This is a genomic window from Haloarcula sp. JP-Z28, from assembly GCF_011440255.1.
GTDB lineage: Archaea > Halobacteriota > Halobacteria > Halobacteriales > Haloarculaceae > Haloarcula > Haloarcula marismortui.
Genome location: NZ_JAAOHT010000078.1, coordinates 1 through 16826 on the forward strand (window position 1 = coordinate 1; position 16826 = coordinate 16826).

A 16826-nucleotide genomic window follows, 5' to 3' on the forward strand; every position below is an offset into this window, starting at 1 on the left:
AGCTAACACCGTATCTCAGAGCCTTTCAGCTCCGCTGCGAACTCTACAGAAAACCAGGTGACGAAGCGCTCAAACATGCTCTTGATGCTGCTCTCTGAAAATCAACAACGTGCTTCACAAGAGCGTTCTAAATATATAGCTACCAGCTTTTCCATAGGTTAGTTCTAGCTTACACTCAGGAAAGTGTCGGTCTCGCCGTGCGAGCGCTTGACCGACGAGTTCGTGTTTTACATCAATGGTCGCTGATGATACAGTCCATCGTCAATTCTCGCGTTGTGGGCGTGATTGTCTCGCCACTCAGATTCGGCACTCTGCTATAGGGCGATGGAACCGAGTTGAGATTGGACTAACTCTCCCATAGCGCTGACCAAGCGACGACTCCCCGGGGTCAGACGTAGATGTATTCACCATCCTCGATGTATGCACATTCTGAGTCGCCGGTGACCAGAGATGTGCATATATTTCGCCGATTGGGTTCTGTAGATTGATTGAATTGATCTACCGAATCGGGCGTTTTTATTTGATCCTGTCCTCGGTTGCTGAAGAACGACGCATTTCCGGTCGCCTACATACATTACTATATAAATGGTAGAAATGAAACCAGTGGTACAATAAAAACAAAACCACAGAAAGGTAGTGCTTTCTACGGTCCCGCGAAAAGGTGCGTGGTTTATATATTCAGCCCCCGCTGCAAAAAGTATGTCCGAAATCGGGATCTACGCCCGTGTCTCAACAACAGACCAAGACCCGCAGCGACAGCTCGACGAACTGCGTGCATTCGCTCAAGACACATATGACGACCCAGAGATTCACGAGTATGCAGACATCATCAGTGGGACCGAGACTGACCGCGGAGACGAGTACCAGCGGCTTCGCGGGGATATCGAAGATGGGCACTTGGACACTATCGTTGTCCACGAACTCTCGCGACTCTCCAGACTCGGTGCCGGCGAGATCCACGAATTCCTCGAATTCTGTCTTAGCCACGAAACAGGCATGAGGGACTTGGAAGTGGGACTGGAAATCAGCCTTGAGGATGACCTCGTCGATAGGGCAGTAAGTCAGCTAATTGCCGGTGTGATGGGTGACCTCGCGCGTGTCGAGCACAAACAGAAGCTCCGGCGGATTCAATCCGGTATCGACGCTGCGAAAGAGGCTGGCAAATGGACTGGGCGGCCCCCAGCTGGGTTCGATGTCGAAAACGGCTATCTCCGGGTCAACGCCGACGAGTTCCTGATCGTTCGACGAGCGCTCGAGCGCGTCGGGCAAGGCTACACCTATGCCGAAGCCGCCGATGGAATCCCAGTGGCTGAGTCAACGCTCCGGTCCCTCCACGACGACCGGCGTGATCTCTACTTTTATGGTGAGGCTACCGATGACCGGCTTCAAGCCGCTGTACAACAACTAAAGCCGCTTGAGGAACCTGACATCCCCAGTGAGACAACCATTCCAGAGCAAGAGATCCGCACTATTGTTCGCGACGAGATTCGCCGCCATCAGCAATGAGCAGCAGACCGATAGCGCACAGTCCCACGCATTCGCTAATTTAACCACTGTATAGTGTCGTATTGATACCATATATTCTCATTTCAGGCTACATCTGCAGCAACATTCTAGTAGCTTGCAGCCGATTTGCCCCTATGGATGATGCTGTTCAGGTGTTATACGTTGAGCAAGATTTGGAGTTCGCACGTAGAACAGCTGAACAGCTTGAACAAGTGAATAGTCACTTACAGATTACGACTGTTCTCGGATCGGGGTCTGCATTCCAAGCGCTCAGTAATGATGGATACGACTGCATCGTTTCAGAGTATCGACTCCCGAACAGTACGGGACTTGAACTTTTTGACCAGATTCAGCGTAATTACCCTAATCTCCCATTTATCCTGTTCACTGAGCACGGGAGTGAATCGGTAGCTGGTGACGCCGTTACTGCGGGTGTGTCTGACTATCTTCAGAAGGCAGATAACAACGACCACTACGAATTGCTAGCAAATAGTATCAGCACCGTTGTCACAGCCAGCGAAACTGTGATCGAAGCAACTCGGGAGCGCCGCCGACTTGAACAGGTACTGAAGACTGTCCCGAGTTGTGTAGTTCAACTCAACCGGGACGGTCAATTTGTTTTTGCAAACGACAGGGCTGAGACAGTCTTGGGGTTAAGACAAGCAGAACTAGAGGAGCGTGCGTATAATGATCCTGAATGGGATATCAAGGATCTTGACGGGAACCCGATCCCTGATAGCGAATTACCGTTCGCACGTGTCCTACATGGCGGTGAACAGGTTCGGGACCGGCATACAATCAGGTGGCCTGATGGAAGGGAGCGTGTGCTTGCTGTGAACGGTGCACCGGTCATGAACGAAGGATCCGTCGAGAGCGTCGTTTGTTCGCTCACAGATATCACTAATCGCCACCGGCGCGAGCGCCGCCTTGAGAAGCTTCACGAAGCGACTCGCGAGCTGTACGATGCTAAAACTAAACAAGAAGTCGCACAGATTACCAGCGATGCAGCAGACGCTATTCTTGATTTCGAATTGAACGGTATCCACTTCTACGATGAACAGGCAGGTGGGCTAAAACCTGTAGCTGTGTCAGACCGCACACAGCGCGTTACTGATGAATTAGTGACTTTTGACCATGGGATTGCTTGGGAAACGTTTCAGTCTGGCGAGGCCAGACAGTACGACGATATCCACAACGTCGATAATATATACAATCCTGAGACAGAGTTCCGAAGCGGATTGTATCTCCCGCTTGGGGAATACGGTATTCTACTTGCGAACTCGACTCAGCGTGGCGATTTCGATGATACTGATGTCTCGTTGGGACAACTCCTTGCGGAAAATGCAAAGAGTGCACTTGATCGTGTCGAACGAGAGCGGCGGCTTGCGCTCCTCCAAGAGCGAACAAGTGCTCTAATGCAAACTACGACCGCGGCCAAGACGGTTGATATTACTGTTGACGCTGCGGTAGAGATTCTTGGAACGAGTCTCTCCGGATTTATCCAAGAAGACGAGCGCGAAGAAGTCTTAGAACCACTCTCTGTGACTGATGCACTCGAAGCAGAATTCAGCACGTACGATGGCTTCGAATATGGCGCAAATGGTGACCCCATCAGTACATTTCTGTGGGATGTGTACGCCTCAGGCACGCCAGAATACGTGAGCGATGCGAGCGACCACCCAGCGCTCCCATCTGATATCTCAGTCCGCAGTGCGCTGCTGTACCCACTCGAGGGACAGGGGCTCCTCATGTTCGCAGCGAAAGCGCCAGACGCGTTCGACAGGACCGACAAACGGCTCGGCTGGATTCTCGCCTCGACACTTGAGACAGCGTTGGAGCGTGTCGGCCGGGAAGCACTCCTCCGTGAACGAACTCAGAAACTTACTAAACAGAACCAACAGCTTGAGGAATTCGCCCAGACTGTCACCCATGATCTTCGGAATCCACTGCAGGTCTTACGAGGAACACTTGATGGCGTTCGACAGACGACTGATGTCGACCATCTTGACCGGGGGTACAGGGCACTTGACCGGATGGAAACGCTCATTCATGATGTGCTCACGCTCGCCCAACAGGGACAAATAATCGATGACACCGAGATGGTCTCGCTTGCATCACTCGCTGGTGAATGCTGGGATGTTCTGGAGACTGCTAATGCTGACCTCGTCATCAATGACGATATTCAATTTGAGGCTGACCCAGGACGGGTCCGTCAACTCTTTGAAAACCTCTTCAATAATGCAGTGACCCACGCTGGTACCGACGTGACGGTTGTAATTGATACACTCCCAGATGGGTTCGCTGTCGGCGATGATGGACCGGGTATCGACCCGGTAGAGCGTGACCAGATTTTCACCGATGGTTATACAAGTACGGGAGGCGGCACCGGATTCGGACTCTCAATCGTCAAACAAATCGCTGACGCTCATGACTGGACTGCAACCGTAACCCAGAGTTCCAGTGGCGGGGCACAAATTGAGTTTACGGGTGTCGGCGTAGCGTCGTCGTTCCAGACAGACAGCTAAAAATAAATCTCTAACATATGGCATAACCCGTGGCCAGAGAAATCGTCATCTACCAGTAGTTACAAATATAATGATAAATTTTCCGTGTGTGGCCGAAGATCTTCGAATTCAACGGATAATGACTTCGCCACAGTAGTGCGGCTTCAGTCGTGATTTCTTGGATGGAATCGACGAAGTTTGATGCGAGTGGTATCGGCCGTTAAGCATCAACTAAGCTTAAATTCGTCGTTGTTTCGGTTGCGTTCCCACGCACCGACCTGTACGGAATGTCGCTACATCAGGAATGCGTCGGTCAAGGCACTCCATCCACTGTGTCCAGTTGCGTCGGATGATAATCGGGTGGATACACTTAATTATCAGATTTAGATAAGATTAGACACGATGGGTTCAAACGAGCAAGAATCAGAGACCGCCTCGGACGCGATTGCGGGAACCTCTGGGGACGAGGGGGAATCCCGGTCAGACGAGGCACAGGCACTGGTCCGCAGTATCCTGAACGGGTTGAAAGAGCCGACGATAGTCGTCGATACCGCAGGTCGGATCACACATATCAACAGCCAGGCAATCGAGTTGTACGGAACGACCGACGAGACAGCTATCGGCCAGGTACCAAACGACCTGCAGGATGCGGAGACAGGTGCGTCGGATATCGTGATGGAGGCGATCGAGCGAGGTAGCGATATCCAGGAACGACAGGAGTTCATCATCGCGGGGAGTGACCAGACGCCGGTCGAACGCACAGTAACGCTGCTCTACAATGACGAAAACGAGTTCTCCGGAGCGATGCTTGTCGAGAAGGACATCACGGAGAAGCGCCGCCAGCGCGAAAAGAAGGAGGTCATGGAGTCGTACCAGCGTGAAGTGCTTGATGACCTCCAAGACAAACTCGTCCGGCTCTCCAAAGGCGATTTGACCATCGATCCAACGGTACCCGAACCCGATGCCGACTATGACGAGGTGATGGAGGTGTACGACGAGTTCCAGCAGATGAACACGAATCTCGGGCGAGCGGTCGAAAACATCTCCGATATCGTCGACCGTCTCACCGACGACGCCGAGGACCTCGACGAGACGAGCACTGAACTCAGTGCGTCGGCCGAGGAGGTCACGGCGTCTATTGACCAGATAGAGAGTTCGGCGTCGGAGCTGGCCGATGGATCGGATGACTTGGCCGACGAGACTCAGCGGGCCAGTTCGAACGTCGAGGATCTCTCGGCGTCTATCGAGGAAATAACCGCGACTGTCGAACAGATAGATGCACAGTCTGACGAGGCGGCCGCCATTGCCGAAGCGGGCGTCGAGGACGCGACCGACGCGGTCACGCGCATCCGCCAGGCAACCGACTCGACATCGACGGTCGCCCAGCGTATCGATTCACTCGAAGACAGTATGGACGAAGTCAGCGAAATAATCGACATCATCGCTGAGATCGCAGAGCAGACGAACATGCTCGCGCTGAACGCGAACATCGAAGCGGCCCGGGCTGGCGAGGCCGGTGAAGGCTTTGCTGTTGTCGCCAACGAAGTGAAAAGCCTCGCCGAGGACTCACAGGAATCGGCGGACGAAATCGCGCGGATCATCCAGCAACTCCAAAGCCAGACCGGCGACCTAGTCAACAGCATTGAGAACGCTAACGATGAGGTTGAGGCGGGCGCCGAGGCCGTCGAAACAGTGGTTGATAGGTTGGATACGGTTCAACAGCGCATCGACGAGACGAGCAACGGGGTTGGCGAGATCTCAGCGGCCGTCGAGTCCCAAGCCGAGAACGCCGAAGCAGTTAATTCTGTTATTGACGATGCTGCCGGTCTCTCCGAAGAGATGACCGCGTCGATTCAGCAGATAGCCAGCGGCATCGACGAACAGTCCGACGCGATGGACACCGTCGCCACTCACGCACAGAAACTGAGTCAGATGGGTGAAGACACTTACGACCGTGTCGACGTGTTCAAACTCAATAACACGGAGAATGCGAACCTCAACAGTGAGGTGTAACACGCCATTACACGGTCCGTTGTAGAATAGTCTGGGTGTGCTAACTTCGGTGTCGACACACATCTCAGTAATTGTCTTTGCAAGCTCATCAGAGGTGTAGTGCCATTTGTTGTCGGCAAACCGTGGGTAATGACCCGTTGGTTGTTCGTCGCTCGCCGGAGGTCCTCGATCTCATTGTCGGTGAGTCACACTTTATGATCGTTAAAGCTGCATTGTGATAGCACCACAAGACCGCAACGATCCAATGGGCCTCGGAGTCTGTCATGAACACACGATTGGCTAAAGATTCATGCCTGCACAGATAGCAGCAGTGGTATCGTGACCGACCGGAGATGAAGAATCTCAGTGTCTCCGTAGAGATACTCCTACAAGTCCTGTGGCATCACTGTCTGTCGCTCATTCGCTTCGGCTCGGCGAGCAGCGTCCTCAAGTAGTTCTTCAACCGTTTTGTCCAGAGCTTCGTAGAAGTCTGCCGAGATTGGGTGGTCGTCAACTGTCTCCCGTACGCCAGATTTGACTATCAGATCAGTCATACATTCGGAAAGCGAACACTCGAACAATTAAATATTGTCGGCTCATTCCCTGGGCTTCAGATTCAGCGGTAGGGCACATCACAGGGTTAGGTCAGCAATCGTCCAGTCGGTGGGCAAGTCGCCGTCAACCCCTTCCTCAGTCACGATATCTCGAATCCGTTTCTTGACATCCGCGTCTAACACAAACTCGTAGTCAAGGTCCTCCTGCCACTCCCAGTATCGTGGAATTGTCGGGCTAAATTCGCTGACCGCACCGGCGGGAGCATCTAACAGGTACCGTGGTCCCGAGATTTTTCCGGACCGATATGGGAGCGTCTGTCGAACTGCTTCGTCATTGATCAGTTGTTCCAGCAGTTCTATCGCTGAATACTGGTCGGCGTAGAACGCGTGTTCGAGCATCGCATTCACGAGTGGAGGACCCGTTGAGGCGTGCTGATGAATGTTGTCCGCAACCGAGTGGTCAGGATGCCCGATTCCCCAGCCGTACGGATGGAGTGCCTCTCTAATGAAATCGTATCCATCTCCCTCAATTTGATAGAGAATCGAACTGAAGAACGCCAGAGCGGGAACTGGAATAGCATCGACACCATCCGACAGTCGGGTACGGATGAGGTAGCGACCAGTGACGTTCTGGAGGATTGTCGTCACGTGTGGGAACCCATCGGTTGTCTCTGGATGGTATGCGTTGAGAAACTCTTCGAGGATTCCCCACCCTTCGGTCTGTATTGCGTCGTCAAGCACGGTAATGAGTTGTTCTCGATAGGCTCTGGAGATACCCCGGTATCGGTCGGATTCTCCGTCTTCATGTGCGGTCGATAACCGTGTTTCATACGTTGCGACTGCCCGTGTGAGAGCGATCACATCTCCGTCGTCGGCGTTCGCTAACTGTTGATCAAGCCCATCCAGTTCAATTTCGTCAGGGCGGCGGTCTGTTGTCATTACTTGTCCTAACACCAACTGGGGCGTAATGTTTGTGTCACACAATTACGATAATCACGTATGACCGAGACATATGATCTCAGCGTCCACGTTGAATCCTACAAGTTCGGCAGGGAGTTCTATCTCGTCGGCGACGGATACGACACAGGTGAGGAAGTACTGAAACACGTAGCAACGGACCATATCCTGGCGATGAAGCAACGTCCACACGCCGCCGAGTACCTCCTCGAAACGCTTCAAGAGGGCGAGAACGTGAGCAAGTCCGAGTACGAGCAGGCAGAGCCAGACGTCTCCTGTGGACTCCACTTCGATGTTGACCACCAGCAGTTTCGATTCTGGGTCGGCGACTACTCCGTCGACATTGGACGACAGCCGACAAAGAGCGACCTTCGCTCAATCGCTGACGACCTCCCAGTGTAGTCCCAGTCATCGCATTGATACGGATTGTCGTTACTTCCCGAACGAGTAGAGGGAGTGCTGTCTGAACGCGATAAAACAGTCAGTTTTTGTATGATTTAACGGGCGGTCTTTGGTTCCACTGCGGCTCAGATCGAGACAGCTCCAATCCACTAATCCGAACAAGGGAAATATACTTAGACACCTGTGGCGGTCAATTAATCATATCACGAACGATGGCTCTGACCTCCGCCTCAGAGAGTCCATCATTGCGGGTATCAGCAATCTCTTCGCTCAGGGCGGTGACGGTGTCGTGGAGGTCGTCAATCTGTGTTCGGATCTCGCCACTGGAACTGGTCACATCTTCTGATAGCGTTGCTGCGTCTATATCTGGATCTCGTTCGATCGGAATCGGTGTGAGGAGTCGCGCTCGAGACAGTTGCTCACTCGATTCCACATTGTCCATCAAGTGAGCTCCAAAGCCCTCTTGGGCGTATGCAGGCCCGTGGATGAGTGTAATAGTCTCTGGTGAAATGTCGCGAGCAAACGAGAGGAGCCCATTTTGTGCAGCGTGGGCGCTCAGTCCGGACAATGAGTGGAGCCAGCGGGTCGGAACCGTCATTCGGGTTTTCGTTCCATCGTCCGTTTCAACCCACGAAATGCGGTCTGAAGCCGGCCAATCGTTGCCAAATGGATTTGTATCGACCAACCGTGTCGCCTTTTCAGTCCCGCCTTTCTTTGCGTTCTGGAGTGCATTCCCGAGCGTACCGTTTGCTTGGTAGCCCGTCGGCACAACGTGACCGTCGTCATACCGAGCGATCAGTTCACCGAGATACCGAGGGGAGTTCCCGCCACTGAGCATACCGGACGGGGCGAGGATAATTGGGACTTGCTCGCCTCTTGCAGGCGAGAACCGCTCGAATATACGTCGGCGCTCTCGGTCTGTCCGCGGCGTTGTGATCCCACTTGGCAGAAAGGGCGTCGTCATGCCAGTCTCAGTAGCGCGATTGACGACACCAGTGTCATAGTACATATCATCGGTGACATACTCGTGATAGTGATCTGTGATGTCTTGAGCCATGCCATCGACGACGAGCTGGTAGTCAACTCCAATATCTCCAGGGAGGGCATGGCCTCGATCGTTGAACATCAGGAGCAGCGTCTGTGCACGCCCGGTCGCAAAGGTCGGGATGAGGACGGGCTCACCGTTTCGAATTGCGTCGCCGAGCAGTTCGAATAACTCCGTGCCAGCGTCGCTCAGTGACCGATGGCTATGCGTCGCACCGTATGTGCTTTCGATGAAGAGATGGTCTGCCTGGGGCGGCACATCTATATCGGGGAGTTGCTTTGCTCGACCGCCGATATCTCCTGAGAAGACGACTCGGTGGCCGTGGGATTCGAATGCGAACCACGCTGAACCAAGCAGATGCGCTGCATTCCCCACTTGAAGCGTGAGCGGTTCAACTTCGTCGGTTTCCGGGATGAGATCTCGAACTGTGAGTGGCTCAGTATCGGTATCAGTGGTGTATTCGATAGCGCTGAACCGGCGGAACACGGATTCGACATCAGCTTCAGTGAACTGTTGTTCTGCAGGTCCATCAGCGGTTTCGCGGAGGTGCAGCTTCAGCGAATCTTGGAGGAGGGTCTGGGCTATCTGAATCGTCGGCTCCGTCGCGAAGATTTTCGCATCGTCATCAAGCAGCCCCCTATTCTCGAGGACAGGGAGCCCACCAGAGTGATCGATGTGTGCATGGGTGAGAAAGACAGAATCGACATCGTCGGGCGAAAGCCCACGCAGATCAGGGAACTTGTCACCTCCGCCCTGTGAGAGCCCACAGTCAATGAGGTACGTCCCATACTGCGTATCTAATTGGTAGCAGCTCCGTCCGACTTCGCGCCCGCCGCCCCTCGGCGTGACGGCTATTGGCATATCATCGGTTGTGGTGATATCGAAATGCGAAAGCGGGGCAAATGACTCATCAATATCGCTTGGGAGCCATGGAGTCTCTGTGTTCATGCTGGCTATATATGACGTAGCAGCCGCTGTATTGATATGTCTGGTTTCTATTATCGTGGGGCGTCCAGAGTTCGCGGGAAGCCATACGCATCATGGCTGCAGCACAGCCTGAGACAGTCCGACAGCATTACCAACGGAGCCTATCCATCTGATTGTGATGCCCTCCAACCAGCAGCTTACGCGCCCCCAGCAGGTGCTAACTATCGCCAACAGCTACCTCAAGCGCGAGCGTCCAGCGACTGCATTGCTACCTGTAGCTGCTTTGCTTGTCGTTGCCGGTGTGTTTGCCGTCACGTCTTTTCTACCCGCCATCGTTGTGGGTGGCCTCCTGACCACTGGGTTTCTTGTACCACTTATTCAGCCCCGTGGTACAGTTCGGCTCCGAACAGACACTGATGTGACGAGCGTAGTCGACTCGTTTACCAGTCCGGTCCCGCCAATCCTCCCGCTTCAGTGGGGCACTGCAGACGAAGTTGTTGTTGAAGACGGTATTCCAGTGTATACACTCTCGTATCTATCCGGCCTCCGTTCGGTCGAAATCTCACTACACAGAGACAGTAGATCGATATCCGACGGAAGTCACCGTATCAACCTCCAACTTCGGATGGACGGCACCCCTTGGTCGAGATACGCTGTCGACGTCTATGACCAAGACGGACAGGCCGAAATCGAGTACGAGTACGAGGCTGACCAGCGCTTTGGATTACGCCGTCTTCCACAGCGGCTTATTGCTGACCGGTACTTTGAGGCGGCGCTACGGGCGCAGGGATATACTGTCGTTGAACGAAACAGGAGCGTTACTCGCTACCTCAAGCAATTGGGGTGTGGAAGTTAGTGGGTCGCTCTAAGTGCTGAAAATAAACTGATAGGGCGAGTTTCAATCTACTCCTCCGATGAGCGTTGCTGCCTCTCGGGCGATAGTATCAACGGTGTCTGCTCTCAGTTGCCCTTCAATTTCAGCAACATCGGCGTGCTTAATCGTGACCAGAACCCACGGGTTGACGTAACTTTCACGAGAGAGTCCGCCACTTGTGAAGTCTGTTTCGGCAAGCGGGATTGCAGCGGAACGACGTGTCGTCGTGACAACCGTATAGACAGCTTCTTCATCACGAAATGGTGGATCTTCTGTGCTCAGACAGACGTATGGGCGATATTCGTGTGGTCCCAAGAGGTCCGGTCCTTTCACAACCGTGCCCCGGGCGTATTGCTCGGTCATGTGTCTGTGTCAGCGTAGTAGTCGTCGGTTGTTGATGCCGAGCTTGCAGCCTGCTGTGCTGCGAACGAGGCGAGCCGGTCGTCGTCTGCAATAGCCCAGTAGCGGCCACGATGGCGGACTAGTCCTCGGTCTTCCAACCGTGACAGCACGACACCGACGCTCCCGCGAGGGATGTCGGTTGCCTCATAAATCTCAGTCTGTGTAAACGCTTGGTCGTCATTGGCTGTTAAAAAAGTGAGAATCCTGTGGGGCTGTGTTCCCTCCGTAATGTCGAGGGTATCTTCGGACTCATCTTCGAACCGATCAATGTTGATTGGCATGTGTAGCAATATGTTATAGACTGTAATAAACTGTCTGGTGCAGTCAATCCGCGGACCTACCGAGTGGTCGTTTCATCTACTCTCACGAGTGCAAACCGTTTTCGCAACGACTGATACCGGTACATCTAATCGTTTTTGAGTGCTACTATGTCTGAAGCCAACGCCCTTGGATAAGAACTGATGAGTGAAACTGTATTAACGACATATGAGGCGTAATCGCCCACCTGGCTCGTTAGGAGCCGCCTATGATATGCTGTATGAGGAAATCAATCCTGGAGAGAGCATCGAGGTTGATACCGCCGTGGCCAAAGTGCGTGAGACCGAGCGGTCAGTCGGTACCGCCGAGCACATAATTGAACGACTGGTTGACCGTGGCTACCTGTACAAGGTTGACGGACAGCTGTATATTACCGAGCATCGGGATGGCTCCCAAGACCCGGGAAGCGAGCAGTAACCTTATGAGTCGAGGTCAGTCGTATCGAAGTCGCCGATATCGCCGCCCGACTGTGACGTACTGTCTTCGTCTGCTGAGACTTCCGTAGCACTGCCGGACGCGTCCTCTGCTGTGGTTGGTGTCGCGTCACCGGTTTGGTCCTGCGAACTTGGGGCAGTTTCGGCGTCGTCGGTGAGTTCCTCAAGCGCTTGGATCACGGTTTGTCGGTACTGGTCAGGATCGGCGTCATACTCTTCGCGAGCCATGGCAGCGTACTCGTTGCTATCGTCGTCGAAGCGTTTGAGCCGCTCAAGAGTTCGCTTCGCTGTTTCTGTCACCCAGCGATTGCGGGTGTGTGCATCAACAACGGTCAGGTGCTCTGGTCGGAGCGAGACGTTGGTGTCGCCGTCGTCGGTTTCATACGTGCGGGGCTTGCCAACGAGCGCAACGAAGACAGGCGGGTCAACCTCTCGTAGCATTGCGGCTGCTTCGGGCTGGTACTGCCCAGCATACGTGAAGAACGTCCCTGTGGGCCCGACAATTCGGCCTTGCCAGTACTCATCATCGCTGCCGACATCGTCGGTTTCGGTCAGGGTGCCGACGACAAACACGCGGTTTGCTTTCGCGCCTGTCGGCAGCAGGGCATAGACGGGTGCGCGGTCATCGTCTGACTCCCGGAAGGTATAGCCTGCATCGTTGAATTCCCCAGCGAAGGCTCGCTGTGCGAGTTCACGCATCGGGGCTTGTCCTTGGCTCATTTAGATCGACCTCGCAGTGATGAGGAGTTGTTCTGGATCATGCATTTCGGCGAGTTGCTCGAACTCATTGACGAGCAGATACCGGCCCAGTTCAGGGCCTTGAACGCGATAGTACCGCCCAAGCGTCACCTCACGTATCTCGTCGGCGACGACGCTTGTATCTAAAGCGTCCATGGCCATCTCTTGTGCTTGAGACAGCGTAATATCGGCGACCTGCTCAGTCGCCTCCTTGTCGAAGATGACCTCTTGGACTGTATCGCCGTTGTCAATCACGCCCTTTATGCGGAGGTCGAACTCGCCTTCACCCTCGCCGTGTTCACTGCATCGCCCGTTTTGCAGAACACGTGTGCAGTCGTCTTCGGGACAGCGTTTGATCAGCCCGCTACCTGACTGGATGTCGACGAGTGCCCCTTCAGCGTCGGTGGTGTCGTCGCCGACTTCGATATCCCGATCGAGTGCTTCGACGGTGGTGGTTCGATTGAGTTTGATCGAATACTGGCCCTGATACTCATCAGTGACGACGTTTCCAAGGCGGTAGACTTGGCCTTCAGTGAGTGCTTCGAGGTCGGATTTGGCCCACTTGGTGAACTTGATGGTTCCAGTTTCGTCACCGAGGAGGCCGACTTGTGCTATCGAGTCGCTACGGGGCTCCCAGAGGTCGGCGACTTTCGCGGTGATATCGACCCACTGTTCGGCTTCGGTAATTTCCTCGAGATCGACCTGTTGATTCTCGTTCTCGCTGCTGACATCGTCACGGTCGACATCGCTGTCGGAAAGATAGGTACTTACGACACTGCGTTGAGCTTCGTCGAGCGGGACTCTGTAGTCGTCGACAAGTGTGGTGAGCCGTTCCTCAATGTCGTCGAGGGAGGCATCAACTGATTCTGGTAACTGGTCGTGGATGTCTTGGGCTTCCTGCTGTATATCAGAGTTGCTCATAGTGTTCTCCGTCTCGTTTGCGATGGGAGACGGCTGGCGGTACGCTTGGCGTGGTCTAAAACCCATGCAAATCGTGGTGAAAGTGAAGCTGTGCCACTCGGACTGTCCCGTGTCAATCACTGGACAGTGTCCGACTGGTTTCAGATGTGAGTCGTCTGGCTTCCGGGTATGTACACACGTTCTTCTCTGCCGGGGGTGGGCCTTGTGCTCTCTCTGATGAGCGTAGTACAGTAGGTTCACTGGGATTAACCATACCAGGCTGGTAGTTAGCGGTGAAATGCACGATCTAACCGGTTTCCAACGTGACCTGCTCTATATAGTACATGGGCTACCCGAGCCCCATGGCATAGCCATCAAGGAAGAGATAGATGAGTACTATCAGCAAGATATCCATCACGGGAGGCTATACCCAAATCTGGACACGCTTGTTGAGAAAGGACTCGTCGAAAAAGGAGAGAAAGACGGGCGGACCAATGTCTATGCAACCACACAGCGTGGTGAACGAGAGCTTACTGCTCGGAGTGAGTGGGAGAGCCAGCACGTAACCACTCACCTTTCCTGACAGTTTGTATCAGGGGCAGCATCGTAGTTCACGCAGTAGCTATTTTTCAGCGTTGAGTGGTTGAATACGCCGTTCGATAAGTGTGCGTACTGAAGAGGAAACTATTCTCTCTATTCACACAAAAGGGGTTCAACTAGTCGACCTCTGTGATTGAAGTACATCTCGAAGTAGAAGGAAGCCGCCGACTACGGATAGTACACCACCGAGCAACAGTACGAACGACTGGGTGGGTACTGTAGATATCGGCCCTGGAACAGACGGTTTCAGCGCTATCAGTAAACTGCCACAGGCAAGCATTCCGAGGGCTCTGTTGTCCATCTATCGTATAGACAATTCACATCTATGTGTATTCTTGGATAGTATTCATATTACCTGTACTGACAAATACCCAATCTATACCGACCCTCCCAAGAGCTGATATTCGAGTAGTCAGTCCAGAAACTCTACCCCGGTGATTTCGAAACGCGCACCGCCGGTGTTGCTGTCAGTGACAATAATATCCCAACCGTGTGCTCCAGCAATGGTTCGGACAACCGAGAGTCCGTAGCCACTCCCATCCTCGTTCGTAGTGAATCCGTGGTCAAACACATCATCCTGAATGTCAGCTGGGATTCCGGGACCGTCGTCCTCAATGTAAAAGCCGTGTTCTAACGGGCCAACTCGAACGACGACGGCATCATTGCCATGCTGGATAGCGTTCTGGAACAGATTCTCGAACAGTTGGATAAGACGGTCGCTGTTGGAACTCACTGACCCGATGTGTTCGTACTGAAGCACTGCCCGATTAACAGTACCACCGGTTCCCTTCCAAGCAGTGTCAACAACCTTCTCGACATTGGTAATTTCTGGGTCAGTGACGACGTTTCCTTGCTTGGCAACCGAGAGCAGGTCATCGACAAGCCGGGCCATTCGTTCGGTGGTCCCCTCAATCGCGTCGAAATGTTCTTGATCACCAGTCTCACGAGCCAGATGTACACGTGAAGAGATGATACTGAGTGGACTTCGAAGGTCGTGAGCAAGAATGTCAGTGAACTCTTTGAGTCGGTCGTTCTGACGTTCCAGCGTCTTCTCGTACTGGTGTTTCTCGGTCGTATCCTGGCTGACCGCGACGAATCCTTCTAACTCTCTATTTCGGAGCGGCGAAACCGACAGCGTGGCCCAGAATACTGAGCCATCGGCCTTTCGATGCCAGTGCTGTGTTTCAACAGAACTGTCGGTTGCATCGGCCAGTAGGGCGTCGATGGTCGTTTCCATCTCTTCGGGGTCGGCAAACAGCGTATCGACACCCTTTCCAAGTATCTCATCAGCCTCGTAGCCGTACAGCGACTGGCCTGGGTCGGGCCACGTCGTGATGTTTCCCTCGGGATTGAGCATGAACACTATATGTGACGACAGGCCCTCAATCAGTAGCTCAAAGGCTGTTTCGTCATCACTCTCGAAGTGCTGTCTCAACTCGTCATCCGACAGTGGCTTGTCCATCAGCCGCCCCGATACGTAGGACAGCAGGCCCGATTTAGACAATGACGACTCGCCGCTCCTACAGTAATGAATAGCATACGAAAGCATACAACCTATCGGAAACTAAATGTTATTATTTTAACCTAAATATGAATTTTGATTAAATGAGTTACAAATACACCATCTATATCGATCGCCGAAGAACGGTCGGTTCCGGTTCGAGACGACGAGGTACGGTCGGACCCCGCCTTTGAACGTTGCTGGCGCGAGGACGACACTGCCTTGTGCGTAGGCCATCCTACGCGTTTTCTCCTAAATCAGGCGCTTCGCCGGCCCACTCGTCATCATCGCCGTAGGCGTCGTCACCATACTCGGCCTCGATTTGCTGGAGGCTCACAGCGTTCGCAATCTCCGAGGCTGCGACGTCCTCGGCAACCGCCCAGTAGGAATCGACCTTCCGAACGAGGCCCTTCTCTTGGAGTCGGGAGAGGGTCTTGTGGACGCTGGAATGCGGAACATCGGTCAGTTCCGTCAGTTCCTTCGGGCTGAACCCCATGTCAGGATGGTCAAGCAACACCGTGAGCAGTTTGTGGGCGTTCGTGCCCGGTTTAACGGGCGGCGTGTCCCCTCCACTGGAATCGATTCTGATTGGCATTGGTGTCTGTCTATGTCAGTATTTGTCTGAGAATATGATAAAATTATTGCCGTCAAAATACGCTCGTGATGAAAATCTGTTTCGGCTGATCTATATCCTCTATTCTCGCTATACAAGCAGTGATGCATACGCGCCCCGAATAGCATCTGAAATTGATAGGACTCGCAGCGGTCAATTCGCACACCTATTGACTAACGGTAACCATTCCGTTTTCAATAGATATCGTGTAGCTGAGATACTCGAATTGGATTTCTACAGTATTTTCAGTAGCGAGGGTATCGAGTGCTTCTGGATCGATACTGTCAGACAGCGGTGGCAAATCCAACACATCACAGTTTTCTGCTCTGTTGAATAGCGGCCTCTGAGCCACACTGAGACGACCCCGGTCTTGAAACCACTAGCGTCAGCCACTAACGGGCCTCCTCAAATTCCGACTACCTCAACCAACCCCGCTATTCACCTATGGAAACGCTGCTACCTAGACGAACCACCGTTATCGACAAAATATTTGCGCCGTCCTGTAGTCTGCGGCTCTCCCAGCCGGCAGGCGGCCGATATCTTCAGGCGGTGCGGTCGC

17 protein-coding genes and 1 pseudogene are annotated in these 16826 nt (G+C 53.5%); 8 read left to right on the plus strand and 10 right to left on the minus strand.

Features of this window, described 5'->3' with window-relative positions; all coding sequences use genetic code 11:
* The 4 genes and pseudogenes from G9463_RS20145 to G9463_RS20160 form a co-directional block, all read left to right on the plus strand.
* A pseudogene (locus G9463_RS20145) lies at nucleotides 1-98 on the plus strand (IS1595 family transposase); the annotation flags it as partial.
* 601 nt (nucleotides 99-699) lie between these two features.
* The gene (locus G9463_RS20150) at nucleotides 700-1506 is read left to right on the plus strand and encodes a recombinase family protein (RefSeq protein ID WP_165897657.1); all 807 of its coding nucleotides are present in this window, start codon (nucleotides 700-702) and stop codon (nucleotides 1504-1506) included.
* Between the two features lie 134 nt (nucleotides 1507-1640).
* Nucleotides 1641-4031, plus strand: coding sequence for a GAF domain-containing protein (locus G9463_RS20155; RefSeq protein ID WP_240150092.1), 2391 nt, complete (start codon nucleotides 1641-1643; stop codon nucleotides 4029-4031).
* 381 nt (nucleotides 4032-4412) lie between these two features.
* Nucleotides 4413-6023, plus strand: coding sequence for a methyl-accepting chemotaxis protein (locus G9463_RS20160; protein ID WP_165897659.1), 1611 nt, complete (start codon nucleotides 4413-4415; stop codon nucleotides 6021-6023).
* 365 nt (nucleotides 6024-6388) lie between these two features.
* On the opposite strand, the gene G9463_RS20165 is transcribed toward G9463_RS20160, so the two are convergent.
* Both G9463_RS20165 and G9463_RS20170 read right to left on the minus strand, forming a co-directional pair.
* Nucleotides 6389-6556: a DUF1931 domain-containing protein gene (locus G9463_RS20165; protein ID WP_165897660.1), complete on the minus strand. Its 168-nt coding sequence runs from the start codon at nucleotides 6554-6556 to the stop codon at nucleotides 6389-6391.
* A gap of 78 nt (nucleotides 6557-6634) precedes the next feature.
* Complete coding sequence (locus G9463_RS20170; RefSeq protein ID WP_165897661.1) at nucleotides 6635-7495, minus strand: hypothetical protein; 861 nt, start codon at nucleotides 7493-7495, stop codon at nucleotides 6635-6637.
* Between the two features lie 60 nt (nucleotides 7496-7555).
* Between G9463_RS20170 and G9463_RS20175 the strand changes: the two genes are divergently transcribed.
* Entirely contained in the window at nucleotides 7556-7915 is a 360-nt protein-coding gene (locus tag G9463_RS20175) for a hypothetical protein (RefSeq protein WP_165897662.1), read from the plus strand.
* Between the two features lie 190 nt (nucleotides 7916-8105).
* On the opposite strand, the gene G9463_RS20180 is transcribed toward G9463_RS20175, so the two are convergent.
* Nucleotides 8106-9908, minus strand: coding sequence for an MBL fold metallo-hydrolase (locus G9463_RS20180; protein WP_165897663.1), 1803 nt, complete (start codon nucleotides 9906-9908; stop codon nucleotides 8106-8108).
* 157 nt (nucleotides 9909-10065) lie between these two features.
* Here G9463_RS20180 and G9463_RS20185 point away from each other — a divergent pair, with 157 nt between their 5' ends.
* Nucleotides 10066-10743, plus strand: a complete 678-nt coding sequence (locus G9463_RS20185) for a hypothetical protein (RefSeq protein ID WP_165897664.1) — start codon at nucleotides 10066-10068, stop codon at nucleotides 10741-10743.
* 42 nt (nucleotides 10744-10785) lie between these two features.
* Here the strand turns inward: G9463_RS20185 and G9463_RS20190 are convergent, their stop codons facing one another.
* Together G9463_RS20190 and G9463_RS20195 are read right to left on the minus strand one after the other, a co-directional pair.
* Entirely contained in the window at nucleotides 10786-11124 is a 339-nt protein-coding gene (locus G9463_RS20190) for a hypothetical protein (RefSeq protein ID WP_007189603.1), read from the minus strand.
* Nucleotides 11121-11444: a helix-turn-helix domain-containing protein gene (locus G9463_RS20195; protein ID WP_004967118.1), complete on the minus strand. Its 324-nt coding sequence runs from the start codon at nucleotides 11442-11444 to the stop codon at nucleotides 11121-11123. Before G9463_RS20195 ends, G9463_RS20190 begins: the two co-directional genes overlap by 4 nt.
* A 250-nt stretch (nucleotides 11445-11694) precedes the next feature.
* Between G9463_RS20195 and G9463_RS20200 the strand changes: the two genes are divergently transcribed.
* Complete coding sequence (locus G9463_RS20200; RefSeq protein ID WP_165897665.1) at nucleotides 11695-11898, plus strand: hypothetical protein; 204 nt, start codon at nucleotides 11695-11697, stop codon at nucleotides 11896-11898.
* A 2-nt stretch (nucleotides 11899-11900) separates the two neighbouring features.
* On the opposite strand, the gene G9463_RS20205 is transcribed toward G9463_RS20200, so the two are convergent.
* Together G9463_RS20205 and G9463_RS20210 are read right to left on the minus strand one after the other, a co-directional pair.
* The gene (locus G9463_RS20205) at nucleotides 11901-12614 is read right to left on the minus strand and encodes a DNA-binding protein (RefSeq protein ID WP_165897668.1); all 714 of its coding nucleotides are present in this window, start codon (nucleotides 12612-12614) and stop codon (nucleotides 11901-11903) included.
* Between the two features lie 21 nt (nucleotides 12615-12635).
* On the minus strand, nucleotides 12636-13574 hold the full coding sequence (locus G9463_RS20210) for a replication factor A (protein ID WP_004967121.1): 939 nt from the start codon (nucleotides 13572-13574) through the stop codon (nucleotides 12636-12638).
* 277 nt (nucleotides 13575-13851) lie between these two features.
* Between G9463_RS20210 and G9463_RS20215 the strand changes: the two genes are divergently transcribed.
* The gene (locus G9463_RS20215; RefSeq protein ID WP_004967122.1) at nucleotides 13852-14136 is read left to right on the plus strand and encodes a helix-turn-helix transcriptional regulator; all 285 of its coding nucleotides are present in this window, start codon (nucleotides 13852-13854) and stop codon (nucleotides 14134-14136) included.
* Nucleotides 14137-14565: 429 nt separating this feature from the next.
* On the opposite strand, the gene G9463_RS20220 is transcribed toward G9463_RS20215, so the two are convergent.
* The 3 genes from G9463_RS20220 to G9463_RS24580 form a co-directional block, all read right to left on the minus strand.
* Nucleotides 14566-15615: a nitrogen regulation protein NR(II) gene (locus tag G9463_RS20220; protein WP_165897666.1), complete on the minus strand. Its 1050-nt coding sequence runs from the start codon at nucleotides 15613-15615 to the stop codon at nucleotides 14566-14568.
* Between the two features lie 277 nt (nucleotides 15616-15892).
* Nucleotides 15893-16249 carry a helix-turn-helix domain-containing protein gene (locus G9463_RS20225; RefSeq protein ID WP_004967123.1) on the minus strand — a complete coding sequence of 119 codons (357 nt, stop codon included), beginning with the start codon at nucleotides 16247-16249 and terminating at the stop codon, nucleotides 15893-15895.
* A 184-nt stretch (nucleotides 16250-16433) separates the two neighbouring features.
* Entirely contained in the window at nucleotides 16434-16619 is a 186-nt protein-coding gene (locus G9463_RS24580; RefSeq protein ID WP_165897667.1) for a HalOD1 output domain-containing protein, read from the minus strand.
* Nucleotides 16620-16826: the final 207 nt, after the last annotated feature.